The 393-nt window shown below is 64.6% G+C and carries 1 protein-coding gene; it reads left to right on the forward strand.

What is annotated here, in order from left to right:
• Nucleotides 1-68 precede the first annotated feature (68 nt).
• Nucleotides 69-393 (forward strand): hypothetical protein (locus BYZ73_RS21860; RefSeq protein WP_146746422.1); only part of this gene is annotated, 325 nt, incomplete at its 3' end.

A 393-nucleotide genomic window follows, 5' to 3' on the forward strand; every position in this document is an offset into this window, starting at 1 on the left:
AGCGCGACCATGATGTCGAGCGGCATCCCCGTCTACACGCCTGCGGGGGCATGACAATGAAACGCAGCATGACGGCCGAACTGGCCGGGCAAGAGATCGAACTTGCGGCGACATTCAAGGCCGCCAGCGAGGTCATGCACAAGGTCGTGGACCCCATCTTCGCAGCGCGCGAGATCGCGGTGACGGCGATGCTGGAGGCGAAGGGCGTGGAGCGGGAGCCGAAATTCCGCTTCGACGTCGAGAGCATCGCGACGGTGATCTACATCGGGGCGAAAGCCGCCGATGAGGAGGTCAAGCAGGAGCGCATCCAAGACCTCGTGTTCGGCGCCGGGTTCTTTGCGGCGGCGGCGGTCGCGCGCGATTACATCAACCTGCTCTGCATCCCGCAGACCG

The organism is Rhodovulum viride (genome assembly GCF_003265965.1).
Lineage (GTDB): Bacteria > Pseudomonadota > Alphaproteobacteria > Rhodobacterales > Rhodobacteraceae > Rhodovulum > Rhodovulum kholense.